The sequence below is a fragment of the Achromobacter sp. Marseille-Q4954 genome (assembly GCF_943737025.1).
Classification (GTDB): domain Bacteria; phylum Pseudomonadota; class Gammaproteobacteria; order Burkholderiales; family Burkholderiaceae_B; genus Achromobacter; species Achromobacter bronchisepticus_A.
Genome location: NZ_CALSFQ010000001.1, coordinates 1,949,547 through 1,966,138, shown reverse-complemented (window position 1 = coordinate 1,966,138; position 16,592 = coordinate 1,949,547). Strand labels below are relative to the sequence as shown.

Here is a 16,592-nt window from a genome sequence, read left to right as displayed (position 1 = left end):
TCACGCCAGCGCCGCAGCCGCGGCGCTGGCGTCGTGCATGCCGCCTTAGTCGATGCGCGCGCCGGAGATCTTGACGGCCTCGGCCCACTTCGCGATTTCCTGCCGCACAAAAGCCTGGAACTGTTCGGGCGTGGAAGGCGTGAATTCACTGCCGGAAGCGGCGAGCTTCTCCTTGGTCTTGGGATCGGCCATGACTTCGCGCATGTCCGCCGATATCTTCTCCACCAGCGGCTTGGGCGTACCCTTGGGGGCGAAGAAGCCCGACCAGGGCGGAGCGGCGTAGCCGGGGAAGCCTTGTTCGGCCACCGTGGGATAGTCGGGCGCGCTGGCGAAGCGTCCCGCCGTGGTCAGCGCCACGATCTTCAGCTTGCCGCTCTTGGCATAGGCCTGCACCGCGGGCAGGCCGGTGACGCCTACCTGGATCTGGCCGCCCAGCAGGTCGGTCACCATCGGCGCGCTGCCGCGGTAGGGAATGTGGGAAATCTCGAACTTGCCCTGGTTCTTGATCAGCTCCATGCCCAGGTGCGATGCCGTGCCGTTGCCGTCCGAGCCGTACGAGTAGTGCGCATCGGGCTTTTTCAACAGCGCGATGAGTTCCTGGAGATTGTTGGCCGGCACATCGTTGTTGACGATGATGGCATTGGGATACAGCGTTGCCTGCGTGATGGCCTCGAAATCCTTGACCGGGTCATAGCGCATGTTCTTGTAGAGCGACGTATTGATGCCGTGCGAACCCGTCACGCCCAGCACCAGGGTGTAGCCGTCGGGCGCGGCGCGCGCCACGTATTCCGAACCGACGTTGCCGCCTGCGCCGGGCTTGTTTTCCACCACCACGGGTTGTCCCCACTTCTTGGACAGGCCTTCGGCCACCAGACGAGCGGTGATGTCGGTGGCGCCGCCGGCCGGGAAGGGCACGACGATGGTGACCGCACGGTTGGGAAAGTTGTCCGTGCCCTGCGCAAAGACGGGGGCGGCGGCCAGCCCGAAGGCACCGGCAAGCAGCGCCAGCATGCTGCGGCGCAGGGCCGGACGCGCCGGGCGTTCGTGCGTTGCGGAGGTGGTGGTGATGTGCTTCATGGTTCTACCCCTTGCTGTGTGATGTAAGTCTTGTGTGAAGTCGATGGTGGCGGCGGGAGCTATAGCGCGGTGTAGCCGCCGTCCGCGCGTATGTCCGTGCCCGTGATGAACGAGGCGGCGTCGCTGATCAGGAAAACTGCGGTCTGTGCGATCTCCTCGGCCATGCCGAGGCGTCCGGCTGGGTACTTGGCCGCCAAGGCGGCGCCGGCGGCCTGTGCGCTGCCATAGCGCGCGACCAGCCTGCTGGTCAGGACCGCGCCCGGCGACAGGCTCAAGGCGCGGATGCCATCGGCCGCGTGATCCACGGCGATGGCGCGCGCCAGCGCGATCAGACCGGCCTTGCTGGCGCCATACGCGCCACGGCCCGGCGCGGCCACGCTGCCCAGCTGCGAGGCGATGTTCAACACGACGCCGCCGCCCGCCCGCGCCATGTGGGGGATGGCGCATCTGCTCATCAGCCACGCGCCCGTCAGGTTCACGTCCAGCGCCTGGCGCCATTGTTCAAGCGTCAGGTCCGCGATCTTGTTGCCCGGCGTGACGGTGGCGGCGTTGTTCACCAGGGCGTGGATCGCGCCCCAATGCGTGGCGGTTTTTTCGACGGCTTCGCGCGTCGCTTGCGCGTCCGTCACGTCGCAGGCGATCGCCAGCATCTGGGTGTCAGGTGCAGCGAGGGTCTGGCGGGTTTGCGCGAGCAGTTCCGAGTCGCGGTCCAGCAAGGCCACGCGGGCGCCGGCAAGCAGGCATTGCGCCGCGATCGCCTGGCCCAATCCGCCGGCCGCGCCGGTCAGGATCACGACCTTGCCATGCAGCGTGGGTGCGTTCGCCTGCGTCATAGCGGCATCGCTCCCAGCGAGGCGCCGCCGCAGACGTAGAGCGTCTGTCCGGTGATGGCGCCTGCCTGCGCGCCCAGGAAGAAGGCAATGGCCGCGGCGACTTCGCCCGCGTCGATCAGGCGGCCCAGCGGCAGCTGCACCTGCGGCGGAGCGCCGCGCTTGGGATCGCGCAGCATGGGCGTGTCGACCGCGCCGGGCGCGACGACGTTGACGGTGATGCCGCGCACGATGAGTTCGGCGGCCAGGCTGCGCGCCAGGCCGATCTGGGCGGATTTGGTCGCGGCATAGGCCAGGCGCTGCGCGCGGCCCAGCACGGCGCGGCTGGACACCAGCACGATGCGGCCGCGGCTGTCCGGCAGTTGTGGCGTCAAGGCGCGGACCAGCGCCATCGGCGCCGCTCCGTGCAGTTGCCAAAGCCAGTCCGCGTCTTCCGGGCGCGTGTCCAGCGCGCCGCCGGTGCGCACGGCGCCGGCGCAATGCGCCAGCGCCGTCGGGGCGCAGCCGTCCAGCAGCGCGCATAGACCGCGCAAGGCGGCGGCGTCGGTCAGATCGCACACCAGATGGCGATACTGTCCATGGCCTTTGATTGCCGCCGGCGCGATGTCCACGCCCGTCACCTGCCAGCCGGACGCGAGCAGCAGTTCAGCCAGCGCCAGGCCGATGCCCGACGACGCGCCCGTCAGGACGCAATGCGCCTGCGCATTCCGCTCAGTCATGGCGATGCGCTCAGTCGGCCAGTGTCGTCAGGCGTTTTTCCATGGCGCGCATCTGCTCGTAGCCCATCAATTGCATGATGTCTTCGATGCCAACCAGCAGGTCGGGACGGTCGGCCGGCTCGCCGCTGGCGATCACGCCCTGCATCACCTGCAGCGCCTGGCGCATGCCGTAAATGGCGGCGGCCGGCAGCATGCGCGGCAGGCTGATGCGCTTGACGCCGATTTCCTTCAGGCGCGGCAGGGGAATCAGCGGCGTGGTGGGACGGTTGCGGATGCCGAATCCCATGTTGATGCTGACCGGAATGCCGGCGGCGTCCACCAGGCGCTTGATGTCGTCCTCGGTGCGCACGGCGTCTGGGAACAGCATGTCGGCGCCGGCCTGAGCGTAGGCGCGGGCGCGCTTGACCGCGCCTTCGATGCCCTCGATCGCGAGCGAGTCGGTGCGGGCGATGATGACGAAGTCATCGTCGCGCCGCGCCAGGCAGGCGGCTTCGATCTTCTTGACCATTTCCGCTTCGCTCACCACGTCCTTGCCGGGCATGTGGCCGCAGCGCTTGGGGCTGACCTGGTCTTCGAGGTTGATGCCGGCGACGCCGGCTTCCTCGAACATCTGCACCGTGTGGTAGACGTTCACCGGGTTGCCGTAGCCGGTGTCGGCGTCAGCCGTGAGGGGAATGGAAACGGAGCGTGCCAGATGACGGCAGTGGGTGACGTTTTCCGACAGGCCCATCACGCCGATGTCGGCGATGCCCAGCAGTGCGTTGGACACTGCCGCACCGCTGGTGCAGGCGGTCTTGAAACCCGCGGCCTCGACCAGGCGGATGCTGTATCCATCGTACACGCCGGGGGAGACGATGAAGGGTTCGTTCTTCAGCAATTGCCGGAACTGGTGGCGCGGGTTGTGCATGTCGTACTGCTCCAAAGAGTGTCAGGCAGCGGAGACGGGGTGCCCGGCGATGCCGGACGCCCCTTCCGCCAGATGTTCAAAAAGGTGTTGCGCCGCGCGTTCGATGTGCGAGCGCATGAGCGATTCCGCCAATTCGGCGTCGCGTGCGCGGATCGCGCGCAGGATCTGCCAGTGTTCGGCATAGGCGTCGTCCTTGCGCTCCAGCACGGTGCCGGAGTGCCGGCGGTAGACGCGCAGCAGGTGATAGAGGTCGCCGCAAAGGGCGTTGATGATGCGGTTGTTGCCGCTGGCCCGCACGATGCGCTCATGGAAGTCGAAGACCCGCGGCGCGGGGGCGCCGCCATTGACCGCTGCCAGGCGCCGCTGACGGTCCTGTTCCAGCTCGGCCAGCAGCTGCGCGATTTCTTCGTCGCTCATGCGGCGGGTGGCCAGATTGCAGGCCACGCCTTCCAGTGCCATGCGCATCTGGAACAGTTCCAGCGCGGATTCCGCCGACAGCGTCACCACGCGCGCCTTGATGTAGGGCTCGCGCGTGATCAGCTGGATCCCTTGCAGGCGGCGCACGGCCTCACGCACCGGACCGCGGCTGACGCCGAATTCCTGCGCCAGCGCGACTTCATTGATGACGCTGCCCGGGGCCAGCCGGCCCTGGTAGATCGCGTCCAGCACCTGGTCGAAAACGACGTCGGCCAGCGGGCCGGAGGCGTCGTCCTTGATGGCGATGGAGGTCGTGGCGATGTTCATAGTGTTGACAGCCTATCAAAGGAATTTAAAAAGTGTCAACTCTTTTGGAGTTGGCTTGGGGGTGAAATCGATGTCAGGTCGGCGGCATCGCCATGGATGTTTTGGCTATTTTACCGATGTGGTAAGGGGTTATCCCTAGGCCTCCGATGAGGCCCCATCTATTTACACTTCACTTGCGTAAGGCAAAAACTGTTTTTGATGGGTCTCTATCTGATTTTGAATAATGCGATAGTGTTGACACTATTCTTTCGTAAGCCGTAAGATGGCCTCAGTTGAGATTTTCCCGATTACCGCTGCCATGATCCAGTCTTTCTCCTGTTGCGGCAGGACGCTGCGCTACGCGGACCTGTCCGCCGCGGCCCAAGCCGCGGGGCGTGACATTCACGCATATCCCTATGTCATCCGCGTGCTGCTTGAGAATCTGCTGCGTCATCGCGCCTGGGGCGCCGCCGTGTCCGACGAAGAGATCGGCAGGCTCTGGGATTGGCGCGAGCATGCCGGCGCCGACCTGCCGCTGCACGTGGCGCGTGTGATCCTGCCGGATTCCAGCGGCCTGCCGGTGCTGCAGGACCTGGCGGCGTTGCGCGACGCGGTGGCCCAGGCGGGCGGGGACGCGGCGCGGGTGGACACCCGGATTCCCGTGGACCTGATCGTGGACCATTCCCTGCAGGTCGACCATTGGGGCGACGAGGGCGCGGTGCAGCGCAACCTGCGCCGCGAGTTCGAGCGCAACGACGAGCGCTACCGCTTCCTGAAATGGGCGCAACAGGCCTACAAGGGACTGCGGGTCATCACGCCGGGCATCGGCATCATCCATCAGGTCAACCTGGAGTACCTGGCGCCCGTGGTCGCGCGCCAGTCACGGTCGGATGGCGACTGGGCCTATCCCGATTTCGTCATCGGCGGCGACTCGCACACGCCGATGGTCAACGCCCTGGGCGTGTTGGGCTGGGGCGTAGGCGGCATCGACGCCGAGGCGGCCCTGCTGGGGCATGCCTATACGTTTCCGATCCCGGAGGTCGTGGGGGTGCGGCTGCGCGGCGCCATCGAGGCGCCCGCGCTCACCACCGACGCCGCCCTGCTGATCACGCAGCAGTTGCGCGCGGCGGGCGTGGTGGGCTGCATGGTCGAATTCTTCGGCCCTGCGGCACAGGCGCTCGGCGTGCCGGAACGCGCCACCATCGCCAACATGGCGCCCGAGTACGGCGCCACTTGCGGCTTTTTCCCGATAGACGCCCGCACGCTGGACTATGCCCGCATGACCGGGCGCAGCGACGAGCAGCTGGCGCTGATCGAAGCCTATGCCCGCGCCAACAGCCTGTGGCGCGATGCCGGCGAGGTCGTACCCGTCTATAGCCGGGTGATAGAGATCGACCTGTCGGCCGCGCGTCCCAGCGTGGCGGGTCCGCGACGGCCGCAAGACCGCATGGACGTGGGCGAGGTCGCGGCGGACTTCCGCCACCGCCTGGGCCAGCCCCTGGCCGAGGGCGGATTCGGCGTGGACGCCGACGCGTTGGTCGCGTACCCGCCCAGCCGCGCTTCCCTGGGCCATGGCTCGGTGGCGCTGGCGGCCATCACCTCCTGCACCAATACGTCCAATCCAGGCGTGATGCTGGCCGCCGGCCTGGTCGCAAAAAAAGCGCTGGCGCTGGGCCTGACGCCGCCCGCCTGGGTGAAGCGTTCGCTGGCGCCGGGTTCGCGCGCGGTGACGCGCTACCTGGAATCGGCCGGCTTGCTGCAAGCCTTGCAGGCGCAAGGTTTCCACGTGATCGGCTACGGCTGCACCACTTGCGGCGGCAAGTCCGGTCCTTTGGAGACGACGGCGGCCGATGCCATCACCGAGGGCGGCCTGGTGGCGGCGGCCGTGCTGTCCGGCAACCGCAATTTCGAAGGCCGCATTCACAAGCTGCTGCGCGCCAACTACATTGGCTCTCCCGCCATGGTGGTGCTGTACGCGCTGGCCGGCAGGATAGACCTGGACTTCGAACGCGAACCGCTGGGGCCGGGCGCCGATGGCGCACCCATCTATCTGCGCGATGTCTGGCCCAGCCAGGAAGAGATCGCGGCCCTGCTGCCGCTGGCCGCGGATCCGGTCTTGTTCGCCGAGGTCTATGACCCGGCGAGCCTGGACAGCGCGATCTGGCGCGACCTGCCGGCACCCTCGGGGCTGCGCTTTCCCTGGGACCCGGAATCGCAATACCTGGTCGAGCCGCCATTCTTCAGGACCGAGCCCGGCCGCGATGCCCTGGCCGACCTGGAATCCAGCCTGACGCACGGCCGTGTGCTGGCCGCGTTCGGCGATTCGCTGACGACCGACCACATCTCGCCCAGCGGTGAGATCCCGACGGATACGCCGGCTGGCGCGTACCTGATCGGCAAGGGCGTGGCGCCGCGCGATTTCAATACCTATGTGGCACGCCGCTGCAATCACCATGTGATGACCCGCGCCACCTTTGCCAACATCCGCATCAAGAACGCACTGGTACCGGACATGGAGGGCGGCGTGACTCGCCATTTTCCCAGCGGACAGCGCATGGCGGTGGTCGACGCGGCCGAGGCTTACCGCGCCGAGGGTGTGGCCAGCGTGATCCTGGGCGGCAAGGACTACGGCATGGGCAGCAGCCGCGACTGGGCCGCCAAGGGTTCGGCGCTGCTGGGCGTGCGCGCCGTGATCGCGGAATCGTTCGAACGCATCCACCGGGCGAATCTGGTGGGCATGGGGGTGTTGCCGCTGGCTTTCGCCCCGGGCGAGGGTTGGCGTCAGTTGGGCCTGACGGGGGCGGAAACCCTGCGTTTCGACAACGTAGCTAATGGTGTGCGCAAGGGCGAGCCCATCACCGTCGTCGCCGAAGACGGCGAGCGCCGCATCGTCTTCCAGGCCTATGCCCAGGTGCTCACTCGCGCCGAACGCAAACTCATGGCGGAGGGCGGCATCCCCGCCAGCGTCCTCAACGGATTCTTGAACGACACGCAGGCCGCGGACGCGGCCCATTGCTGAAAACACGCATCTATCGGGAAAAACCACATCATGCTGGATCTGCTACTTACCAACGCCAGACTGTACTTGCCTCAGCAGGGGCTGACCGAAGGCGTGCTCGGCGTCATCGACGGCCGGATTGCCATCATTGCCGAGCCGGGCGCGCAGTTCGAGTCCCGTGAGACCATAGATTGCCAGGGCTTGTGGGTACTGCCCGGACTGATCGATCCGCACGTGCATTTCGGCTTCGGCTCGCCAGAGACCGACTTCGAAACCGAGTCGCGCTTCGCCGCCCTGGGCGGCACAACCTCCGTGCTGTCGTTTCATCGCTCGGCGGATATCCGCGAATCCTTCGATAAGGTGCGCGATCGCGCCTTGTCGCAGAGCTGCGTGGATTTCGGCTTCCATTTCGGCATCACCAGCAATCTGCACGTGGAGACGCTGGAGGACATCTCGCGCCGCTTCAACGTGAATTCCTACAAGCTCTACATGATGTACAAGGGCGCCGCAGGGCTGTCCAAGGGCTTCACCGATATCGACGACGGTCTGCTGTATTCAGCGCTGCGCGCCACTGCGGCGATCCCGGGCGCGATCATGGGCGTGCATTGTGAAAACGTAGAAGTGATTCCGGTCCTGCGGGACCCGCTGCGCGCCGCCGGCCGCGACGACCTGAAGGCCTGGAACGAACAGAGCCCGGACTTCCTGGAAGCGGAGAACGTGCACCGCGTCTGCTACTTCGCATCCAAGACCGGCGCCGCGGTCAACATCGTGCACCTGAGCAGCCGCGAGGCGCTGGACGAGGCGCGGCGCCACCGCCGCACGCCCGACGCGCCGCCGATCTACGTCGAGACCTGCCCGCACTACCTGTTCCTGAATGACGAATCGCCCGCCGGGACTTATGCCAAGGTCAATCCGCCGGTGCGCGGCCAGGCCGATGTGGACGCGATGTGGGAGGGCGTGCTGGACGGTTCCATCACCACCATCGGCACCGACCACGTGCCGCGCAAGCGCGCCACCAAGGACACCGACATCTGGGCGGCCAGCAACGGTTTTCCCGGCACCGGCCTGATGCTGCCGATTTTGCTGCACGAGGGCTATCACCGCCGTGGCGTGCCGCTGGAAACGCTGATGAAGGTCGGCACGGAGAACTCCGCCCGCATCTATCGCATGCCGGCCAAGGGCAGCATCGAGATCGGCAAGGATGCCGACCTGGTGCTGGTGGATCCGGACCTGGAGCGCACCGTCGATCCCGCTGCGCTCGAATCCAATTCCGATTACTCGCCCTACGAGGGCATGACCCTGAAGGGTTGGCCCGTGCGCACGTTGGTGCGCGGGCGCACCGTGGCACTGGACGGCCGCATTACCGACGCCGCGCGCAGCAATCCGGGCGGCCGCTATCTCAAGCGTCTTTGAACTGAACCTACTCTCTTTCTGGCAGGCATTACCATGAGCGAAACCAAGCGAATCTGGGACGATTTTCTGACCGAGCGCGACAAGCAGGTGCTGGCGCAGGCCGGCTATGGCAAGCGCGGCGGCTTCGGCAAACGTCCGGCCCTGTTCATCATCGACGTGCAGTACAACTTCTGCGGCGACACGCCCCAGGACATCCTGGAAGGACTGAAGCAGTACCGCACCCATTGCGGCCGCGAGGCCTGGGACGCGGTGGCGCACATCGTGCCGCTGCTGGAGCTGGCGCGCGACAAGAACATACCGGTCTTCTATACCGAAAGCGGCCGCCGCGCCGATCTGCTGGACAGCGGCGTGCAAGTGGGCAAGAACCATCGCGGCGGCGAGAAGACCGTGCTCGCCAATACCCGCGCCACGCAGACCGTGGAGCCGCTGGCGCCGCGGCCGCAGGACATCCGCATCACCAAGCAGAAGCCGTCCTGCTTCTTCGGCACCATCTTCATGAGCCACCTGAACTTCCTGGACGTGGACACCCTCATCCTGGTGGGCTGCACGTCTTCGGGATGCCTGCGCGCCACCACGGTGGATGCCTACTCGTACAACTTCAAGGTCATCATTCCCGAAGAGGCTGCGTTCGACCGCTTCCAGGCCAGCCACGCGATGAGCCTGTTCGACCTGAACTGCAAGTACGCCGACGTGATTCCGTCGCGCGAAGTGCAGGACTATCTGCGCAACCTGCCCGCGCCCGCCGCGGAACAGGCCTGAGCTTCCCATGCCCACGACCGCCGGACCGTTGCCGGTCTACCTGCTGACGGGCTTCCTGGGCAGCGGCAAGACCACGCTGCTGTCGCGCCTGGTGCGCAGCCCGCGCTTTGCCGACACGGCGGTGGTCATCAACGAGTTTGGCGAGATCGGCCTGGACCACATGCTGGTGGGCCGCGCCGACGATACCGACGTGGTGCTGCTGGATTCCGGCTGCCTGTGCTGCGCGGCGACCAGTTCGCTGCAGGATACGCTGGAGTCGCTCTATTACCGGCGCCAGCGCGGCGAGATCCCCGCGTTTACGCGGGTGGTGGTGGAAACCTCGGGGCTGGCGGATCCCTGCCCGGTCATCAACACGCTGGCGGCGGATCCGCTCATTGCCCGCCACTACCGCTTCGGCGGCGTGGTGGCGACGGCGGACGCGCTGCATGGCCTGCCGACGCTGGACGCCTACCGCGAAGCCAGCACCCAGATCGCCATCGCCGACCGCATCGCGCTGACCAAGACCGATCTGGCCGATGAGGCCGCCGTGGGCGCACTGCGCGTTGCGCTGCGCGGCTACAACGCCAGCGCGCCCATTCGCCCCGTGTCGCCGGACACCGTGGATGAGGACGCGCCCGCGCTGTTCGACGGACTGCGCGCCGAGCATCTGGATGTTGCGGCGCTGCACGCGGCGCCAATCGCGGGGCCGCTGGCGCACGTGTTGCGCTACGGCATCGTGTCCTACGCCTTTACCCAGAGCCGGCCGGTGGGTTGGGAGGACTATGCGCGCTGGACCCGGCACATGCAGCGCCAGGTCGGCGACCGGCTATTGCGCGCGAAGGGGCTCTTGCTCTGGACGGACGGGACCCTGCGGGCCGTCCACGGCGTGCGCCATGTCTTCTCGGTGCCCGAGCCTGTGGAAGGAGCGGATGGCGCGCAGCGGGCGGGCGCCATGGTCCTCATCGTGCAGGACATGTCGGCGGAAGACGTGGACGAGGCGATCCGGCCGCTGGGCTTGTGATGCCGCGCCGCTGGCGCGAAACGCCAGCATTCAGGGGCGCGCGCCGTGGCCCAGGTGCAGCGCCACCACTTCGGTATCCGCGCCGCTCAGGCCCGGATGCCGCGTCCTGACCAGAGGATCGTGTCCTGGCACGATGTGGTCGGGAGATTCCGCGAATTTCAGCAGGATCTCGTAGCCGGCCAGCATGTCGGCCACGTTGTCGACGATGGGAAAGGGCGCATCGCGGCCCATGTTGTCGTAGTAGTGGCTGGCGTCGGAGGCCAGCACCATCCAGCCGCGCGCGGTGTGCACGCGCACCGCCTGCAGCCCGCGGGTGTGGCCGCCGATGTGCAGCAACTGCAGGCCGGGCGCGATCTCGTCGTGGCCGTGGTAGAAGGCCACGCGCTTGTCGTACACGCCCCGCACCACGTCCACCACGTCTTCCACCGAATAGGCGTGGCGCAGCATGTCGAAGCGCATATTGCAGCCGCAGGCGTAATGCAGCTCGCTTTCCTGCAGATGCAGACGGGCTTGCGGCAGCTTGCGGATGTTGCCGGCATGGTCGTAGTGCAGATGCGTGACGATGACGTCGCGGATGTCGGCGGGCGCGATGCCAAGTTTCGCCAGCGCCTCTATTGGGCAGCGCAGGAACTCGCGGCCACGGGCGCGCGCAGCCTCTTCATTGAATCCCGTGTCCACCAGGTAGGCGCGCGCGCCGTCGCGGATGACCCAGACGAAATAGTCCATCGGCATGGGGCCGTCGTGCGGGTCGGGCGGCGTGATGAAGTTCTGGCTGCGCTGCCGCGCCACCGTGGCGTAGCGCAGGGCGTAGACCTCGTAGTTGGGCAGCGTCATGCGATGGCTCCGTGTTTGCGCAGGCGGTCCAGCTCGGGCCGCAGATAGTCCATGAGGCGTTGCGGGTTCTCGACCATGGGGAAATGTCCCAGTTCCGGCATGGCCTGAAAGCGCGCGCCGGGAATCAGGGCCGCGACCCGGCGGGAATCCTCGGGGCTGGCCGAATAATCGTAGGCGCCAGTCAGCAGCGATATGCCGAAGGCATCGGCGTTGAGGCCGGCCAGGTGCTCGGCGGCGTTGAAATCTTCGCTGTAGAACCAGAGATCGTTGGCATAGACATTGAAGCCGCCCTGCGAGTAGATCCAGGCCGCGTCGCGCCGCGCCTGCAGGGTGGAAGCCGGTCCCATCAGGCCGCGCACGTAGGCGGGGTTGTGCGCCGCCTGGTTGACCTGGGGGTGGCACAGCATGGGGGTGCGCCGTCCAGCGGCCTTATAAGGAGCCTCCAGCGCGACCACGCCGGCCACGTCGGCGGGGCTGCTTGCCGCGACCACCAGCGCCATCGCCGCGCCCATCGAGCAGCCCAGCAGCGCCGCCGGCGCGCCCGCGATCTGGCGGATCACCGCCAGGCAGGTCTGCAGATAGGCGTCGCGCGTGAGACCTTCAGCGGTCCAGGCTTGGCCGGACAGGGGCATGCTGCGCCCGTGCCCGGGCATGTCGAAGGCGATCATGCGCCATTGCCGTCGCAGTTCGGGATCGGCCATCAGCGCATGGTACTGGCGGGAGTCCGCGCCCGCCGTGTGCAGCATCAGCAGTGGGGGGCCGGCGTCGAGGCCGCTGGTTTCATAGTAGAGAGAGGTCCGGGCCGGGCCGATATCGAGGGTGGCGTAGGCGCCGGAAATCGGGCTGCGGTCCAGCCATTCGGGAGTGGCGGCGAGCTGGCCGCGCAGGATCTCGAACAGCCGTTCCAGCGGGTGCAGGGCCTGGGCGACGGCTAGCGCGTCGCCGCTGACGCGCAGGCCGTGCGCCTGGCGGCGGGCCGCGGTGAAGGAGTGGTAGCCCGGGGGCGGGGTGTCGCAGAGCAGCTTGTGCCAGGTTTCGGGCGGCGCGCTGACGACAATGCATTGCGAGGGGGCGGCGGGCTGGCCTGCCCAGGCCGCGATTCTTTCATCGGGCGCGGGTCCTGCTTGCAGCCAGATGGCGCAGGGCAGGCCGCGCGCGGCCAGGATGAATTCGCTATCCTGCTGAGCCAGGGCTGCCCCGGCCTTTAGTTTCTGGACGATCGCCTTCACTGTCGGATGTCTCCTGTTGCTGGCGCTTGAGCACTTCGAGCGCGGTGCGTTCCGCGTTCACGATATGGCTCTGCGCCGCGCTCTGCGCGCCTTGCGGATCCCGAGCCCGGATGCGCTCGAAGATCAGGTCGATTTCGGCCATGCTTTCCGGCAGGCGGTCGGCGCGCGCGAACGAGGTGGCGCGCAGCAGATTGATGCGCGACAGCAGGCCCGGCAGCATGTCCTTGACCAGGTCGTTGTCGCAGCCGCTCAGCAGCACGTCGTAGAAGTCGCGCTTGGCCGCCAGCAGGGCCGCCTTGTTGCTGCCCTTGGCCTGGCGGTGCAGGGCGTCCACCGCCTTGCGCAGGCGTTCGACGTCGGCATCGCTTGCCAGCCTGGCGAATTCATGCGCGGCATAGCCTTCCAGCAGGGCGCGCAGGGCATAGAGGTCGCGGGCCGCTTTTTCGGTGATGCGCACCACGGTGGGGCCGCGGTGCGGTTCGATGGAAATCAGGCGCTCGGCCTCCAGGGTGCGCAGCGCCTCGCGCAGCGTGCTGCGGCTGATGCCGAGCTGATCGCACAGTTCCTGTTCGCGCAGGCGTTCTCCGCCCTTGATCCGTCCGTCCATGATGGACGCGCGCAGGAATTCCTCCACGCGGGTGCGCAGGGTGCCGGGTTTTTCGAATACCGCGCCTGTCGGGCTGGCCATGGCTGTCTCTCGCTTAAGCTGGCGGCGGGCCGGCGCGCCGGCGCAGGCTCATGGCCGCGCCGCGGCGAACCGCCGTGTCTACGTAAAGACGCAATATATCCCGTCGGCGGGCCATGGCTACAAACCGAGGTAGGCCGCCCGCACGCGGCCGTCTTCCAGCAGTTCGGCGCTGGGGCCGGACAGCACCAGGGAACCCGACTGCAGCACGTACGCGTACTCGGCCACCGATAGCGCCAGGCGCGTGTTCTGCTCCACCAGCAAGATGGTCAGGCCGCTGCGGTGGATGTCTATCATGGCCTGGTGCATCTCCTCGACGATTTTGGGTGCCAGGCCGTGGCTGGGCTCGTCCAGCAGCAACAGCCGCGGCTCCAGCATCAAGGCGCGGCCGAAGGCCACCATCTGCTGCTCGCCGCCGGATAGCGTGCCGGCCTGCTGGCGGCGCCGTTCCCGCAACCGTGGAAACAGCGCGTAGATCCGCTCGCAGCCGCGCCTGACCGCCGCCATGTCGCGGCGGCGGGTGTAGCCGCCCAGGTACAGGTTTTCCTCGACCGTCATTTCCGGAAAGACGTGACGGCCTTCCGGCACGTGGGCGATGCCTAGCTCGGGGACGCGGTGCGGCGCCAGGCGCAGGATCTCCTGCCCGTCGAACCTGATGCTGCCGCCGACCTTGTCGAGCAGGCCGGAGATGCAGCGCAGCAGCGTGCTCTTGCCAGCCGTGTTGGCGCCGACCACCGCGACGAAGCCGCCCGCGGGCACGTCCAGCGTGATGTCGCGCAGCACCGGGCTGCGGTCGTAGGCGGCGGTCAGCCCCTGGATCTGCAGCAGGCTCATGCCGGCACCTCCAACTGCTCCAGCGACTTGCCCAGGTAGACCTCGATCACCGTGGGATCGGCCGCGATCTGCGCCGGGCTGCCCTCGGCGATCTTCTGGCCGAAGGACAGCACCAGGATCCGGTTGCACAGGCGCATGATGGCGCGCATATGGTGTTCCACCACGATGAAGGTGATGCCGGACTCGTCGCGCAGGGTGCGGATCAGGTCCAGCAGGGCGTCCATCTCGGATTCGTTCAGCGCCGCCATGACCTCGTCCAGCAGGAATACCTTGGGGTCGGTGCACAGCGCGCGCGCCAGTTCCACCCGCGCCTGCTCGGGAAACGACAGTTCGCCGGCGGGCTTGGCGGCGATGCCGGACAGGCCGACGCGGTCGAGATTTTCCAGCGCAAGCCGGCGCGCCCGGCCGACGTCGTGGCGCAGCAGCCCGCCGACCAGCACGTTGTCCAGCACCGTCATCTCGGGAAACAGCGCCACGTTCTGGAAGGTCTTGGTCATGCCCAGCGCCGCGATCTGGTGGGGCCGCAGGCCGCTGATGTCGCGCCCTTCCAGTTCGATGCTGCCGCCATTGCCGCGGTACAGCCCGACCAGCAGGTTGAACAGGGTGGTCTTGCCGGCGCCATTGGGGCCGATGAGGCCCAGGATGTCGCCGCGGGCCACGGTGAACGACACGTCGTCCACGGCTTTCAGGCCGCCGAAGCGGCGCTGGATGCGTGAGACCTTGAGGATGTCAGGCATGCTGGCCTCGCGTCAGGTTGCGCAGCCGGGTCCACAGCGCCGACAGGCCGCGCGGCTCGATCAGGATGATGGCGATCAGGATCAGCCCGAAGGCCAGCTGCGATACGCCCGCGGTGTGGCCCGACAGCCAGTCGTTGAACGTCTCTTCCAGCGGGATGATGACCAGCGCGCCGATCAGCGGGCCGGCTACCGTGCCCACGCCGCCGATGATGCAGATCAGCGCCACGCGCACCGAGATGCCGACCAGCGAGAAGACCGTGTCCGGGTCGAAGAAGTAGATGAACTGCGCGTACAGCGTGCCGCAGGCGCCCATCAGCGCGGCCGAGATGACGGCGGCAAGGATGCGGGTGCGGGCGGTGTCGACGCCGATGACTTCGGCGGCCTGCGGGTTGGCCTTGACCGCGCGCAGGCGGTAGCCCAGGCGCGAATGGCTGATCAGCGCGAACACGATCGAGGTAATCACCGCGGCCGCCAGCATCAGGTAGTAGTAGGGGATGCTGGACTTGAACTGCATCTGGGCCAGTCCTTCCGAGAACGGGATGGACACGCCGACCGGCCCGCCCGTTACGGAGGCCCAGGTGTTGGCGATGGCGCGCAGCACTTCGCCGAAGGCCAGCGTGGCCAGCGCGAAGTAATGTCCGCGCAGCCGCATGGTGGGCAGGCTGAGCAGCGCGCCCGCGGCCGCGGCCACCGCCATGGCGGCGACGATGCCCAGCCAGGGCGAGATCCCGTAGCGCATGAGCAGCAGGGTCGAGGTGTAGGCGCCTAGTCCGAAGAAGGCCGCATGGCCCAGCGAGATCTGGTTGGCCAGGCCGCCCACGATGTTCCAGGACTGGCCCATGGCGGCAAACAGCAGCACCAGCGTCAGCACGCGGATACCGTAACCCTGGTCTTCCATCAGCCACGGCACGATCAGGGCGGCCGCCAGCGGCAGCGCCCACAGCAGGAGTTGTCGGTTCTTGGTCATCAGCCCGCCCTTTTCAGAAGACCTTCCGGGCGCACGGCCAGCACCAGGATGAAGATGGCGAACAGCGCCAGGTTCTGCAGCTGCATCGGCAGCACCAGCGACGACAGCGACTGGATCACGCCGACCGCCACGCCGCCCACCACCGCGCCTATCACGCTGCCCAGCCCGCCCAGCACCACCGCCGTGAACATCAGCACGCTGAACTGCGCGCCGACGGTGGTCGAGGCGGTCAAGTAGGGCAGGATGATGCCGCCGCCCAGCGCCGTCATGCCAACGCCCAGCCCGAAAGCCAGTTGGTGCACGCGGTGCGTGGAGATGCCGGACAGCCTGGCGGCCATGGGATCCTGGGCGGTGGCCCGCACCGCCATGCCCCACCAGGTTTTCTTCAGCACCCACCACAGGGCCAGGCCCGCCACCGACGCGACCGCGAAGGCCAGCAGGTAGGGGGCGCTGAGCAGGATGGGGCCCACGGCCAGCGCGGTCATCTGGTAGGGCGTCTGTACCGAGCGGAACTCGGATCCGAACAGGATCAGCGCCAGGTTCTCCATGACGATGAGCAGGCCCACCGTCAGGAAGATCTGCGCGACCGCCGGCGCCTTCAGTACCCGGTTGATCAGGTACTTCTGCGTCAGCACGCCCAGCGCAAAGGCCACCGCGAACGACAGCAGCGACCCCAGCAGGGGGTCCAGGCCGAGCAGCTTCCAGGCGAAGTACGCCACGAACATGCCCACCATCAAGAATTCGGCCTGGGCGAAGTTGACGATGGACACCACGCCGAAGACGAGCGTGAGTCCGATGGAGATGACCGCGTAGACCCCGCCCAGCAGAATGCCGTCCACCAGTGCCTGCAGGAATTGCATGACCGTGCTCCGCGCGTGGG

The 16,592-nt window shown here is 67.4% G+C and carries 16 protein-coding genes; 4 read left to right on the top strand and 12 right to left on the bottom strand.

All coding sequences use genetic code 11. From position 1 onward, the window contains the following. Positions 1-45 precede the first annotated feature (45 nt). The 5 genes from NGK62_RS09205 to NGK62_RS09185 are packed head-to-tail and all read right to left on the bottom strand — an operon-like array spanning position 46 to position 4,277. A complete protein-coding gene (locus tag NGK62_RS09205) occupies positions 46-1,077 on the bottom strand; it encodes a Bug family tripartite tricarboxylate transporter substrate binding protein (RefSeq protein ID WP_251878124.1) in 1,032 nt (343 codons plus the stop codon). A gap of 59 nt (positions 1,078-1,136) precedes the next feature. Continuing rightward, positions 1,137-1,910: an SDR family NAD(P)-dependent oxidoreductase gene (locus tag NGK62_RS09200; protein WP_251878122.1), complete on the bottom strand. Its 774-nt coding sequence runs from the start codon at positions 1,908-1,910 to the stop codon at positions 1,137-1,139. Continuing rightward, positions 1,907-2,626, bottom strand: coding sequence for an SDR family NAD(P)-dependent oxidoreductase (locus tag NGK62_RS09195; protein WP_251878119.1), 720 nt, complete (start codon positions 2,624-2,626; stop codon positions 1,907-1,909). The genes NGK62_RS09200 and NGK62_RS09195 overlap by 4 nt, the downstream gene beginning before the upstream one ends. Positions 2,627-2,636: 10 nt before the next feature. Next, a complete protein-coding gene (locus NGK62_RS09190; protein ID WP_059378107.1) occupies positions 2,637-3,533 on the bottom strand; it encodes an isocitrate lyase/PEP mutase family protein in 897 nt (298 codons plus the stop codon). Positions 3,534-3,554: 21 nt separating this feature from the next. Further along, complete coding sequence (locus NGK62_RS09185) at positions 3,555-4,277, bottom strand: GntR family transcriptional regulator (protein ID WP_251878117.1); 723 nt, start codon at positions 4,275-4,277, stop codon at positions 3,555-3,557. 298 nt (positions 4,278-4,575) lie between these two features. Here NGK62_RS09185 and acnA point away from each other — a divergent pair, with 298 nt between their 5' ends. From acnA to NGK62_RS09165, 4 genes are read left to right on the top strand one after another with little or no spacing between them, the layout of a single operon-like run. Further along, a complete protein-coding gene (gene acnA, locus NGK62_RS09180; RefSeq protein WP_251878115.1) occupies positions 4,576-7,275 on the top strand; it encodes an aconitate hydratase AcnA in 2,700 nt (899 codons plus the stop codon). A 30-nt stretch (positions 7,276-7,305) separates the two neighbouring features. Beyond that, positions 7,306-8,667 carry a dihydroorotase gene (locus NGK62_RS09175; RefSeq protein ID WP_251878113.1) on the top strand — a complete coding sequence of 454 codons (1,362 nt, stop codon included), beginning with the start codon at positions 7,306-7,308 and terminating at the stop codon, positions 8,665-8,667. A 33-nt stretch (positions 8,668-8,700) separates the two neighbouring features. Further along, positions 8,701-9,426 (top strand): isochorismatase family protein, encoded by a 726-nt coding sequence (locus tag NGK62_RS09170; RefSeq protein ID WP_251878111.1) that lies wholly within the window; start codon positions 8,701-8,703, stop codon positions 9,424-9,426. Positions 9,427-9,433: 7 nt separating this feature from the next. Next, positions 9,434-10,426 carry a CobW family GTP-binding protein gene (locus NGK62_RS09165; protein WP_251878109.1) on the top strand — a complete coding sequence of 331 codons (993 nt, stop codon included), beginning with the start codon at positions 9,434-9,436 and terminating at the stop codon, positions 10,424-10,426. 30 nt (positions 10,427-10,456) lie between these two features. Here the strand turns inward: NGK62_RS09165 and NGK62_RS09160 are convergent, their stop codons facing one another. The 7 genes from NGK62_RS09160 to NGK62_RS09130 form a co-directional block, all read right to left on the bottom strand. Continuing rightward, positions 10,457-11,260, bottom strand: a complete 804-nt coding sequence (locus NGK62_RS09160; protein WP_251878107.1) for an N-acyl homoserine lactonase family protein — start codon at positions 11,258-11,260, stop codon at positions 10,457-10,459. Beyond that, on the bottom strand, positions 11,257-12,489 hold the full coding sequence (locus NGK62_RS09155) for an alpha/beta fold hydrolase (protein ID WP_251878105.1): 1,233 nt from the start codon (positions 12,487-12,489) through the stop codon (positions 11,257-11,259). The genes NGK62_RS09160 and NGK62_RS09155 overlap by 4 nt, the downstream gene beginning before the upstream one ends. Then, positions 12,434-13,177, bottom strand: coding sequence for a GntR family transcriptional regulator (locus tag NGK62_RS09150; protein ID WP_059378088.1), 744 nt, complete (start codon positions 13,175-13,177; stop codon positions 12,434-12,436). Before NGK62_RS09150 ends, NGK62_RS09155 begins: the two co-directional genes overlap by 56 nt. A 117-nt stretch (positions 13,178-13,294) precedes the next feature. Next, complete coding sequence (locus tag NGK62_RS09145) at positions 13,295-14,008, bottom strand: ABC transporter ATP-binding protein (RefSeq protein ID WP_251878103.1); 714 nt, start codon at positions 14,006-14,008, stop codon at positions 13,295-13,297. Next, positions 14,005-14,745, bottom strand: coding sequence for an ABC transporter ATP-binding protein (locus NGK62_RS09140; protein ID WP_059378085.1), 741 nt, complete (start codon positions 14,743-14,745; stop codon positions 14,005-14,007). Before NGK62_RS09140 ends, NGK62_RS09145 begins: the two co-directional genes overlap by 4 nt. Then, complete coding sequence (locus NGK62_RS09135; protein ID WP_118931650.1) at positions 14,738-15,712, bottom strand: branched-chain amino acid ABC transporter permease; 975 nt, start codon at positions 15,710-15,712, stop codon at positions 14,738-14,740. Before NGK62_RS09135 ends, NGK62_RS09140 begins: the two co-directional genes overlap by 8 nt. Beyond that, positions 15,712-16,572, bottom strand: a complete 861-nt coding sequence (locus NGK62_RS09130) for a branched-chain amino acid ABC transporter permease (protein WP_059378080.1) — start codon at positions 16,570-16,572, stop codon at positions 15,712-15,714. The genes NGK62_RS09135 and NGK62_RS09130 overlap by 1 nt, the downstream gene beginning before the upstream one ends. Positions 16,573-16,592: the final 20 nt, after the last annotated feature.